This is a genomic window from Thermococcus sp. ES12, assembly GCF_012027515.1.
Lineage (GTDB): Archaea > Methanobacteriota_B > Thermococci > Thermococcales > Thermococcaceae > Thermococcus > Thermococcus barossii.
The window spans coordinates 1-395 of sequence record NZ_SNUP01000130.1; the positions used below are offsets into that span (position 1 = coordinate 1).

Sequence of the window (395 nt, forward strand, 5' to 3'; positions counted from 1 at the left end):
TGGTTAATGAACAAAAAGAAGAAAGTTAAGGAGGAGTGAAACATGACACTGGAAAAAGAGGAGAATATAGTGAGGCAAATTCTTGAAAAGGCACCATATGCAGAGGGAAAGGTTAGAAGAGTTAGGAGAATTGAGTTCCACATCCCCGTAGAGAGGATTAGAGAGTTTCTCACACTTCTTAAAGAGAGTAACTTTGAAACCATGATGCAAATAACGGCAGTAGACTGGATTAAAGATGGGGACATAGAGCTTGTTTATCAAATGTGGAGTTATACTCACGCTGTCCATGCATTTGTAAAGACAAGGATTCCAAGGGAAGTGGAAAAAGCAAAGGTACCTTCAGTGAAGGATATCTATCCCGTGGCAGAAACCTACGAGAGAGATGCTCATGAATT

Annotated in this window: 1 protein-coding gene; it reads left to right on the forward strand. The window is 40.3% G+C overall.

The window, feature by feature from the left end:
- Positions 1–42 precede the first annotated feature (42 nt).
- Positions 43–395, forward strand: a 353-nt coding sequence (locus tag E3E37_RS11405) for an NADH-quinone oxidoreductase subunit C (protein ID WP_167717469.1), incomplete at its 3' end; no start/stop codon positions are given.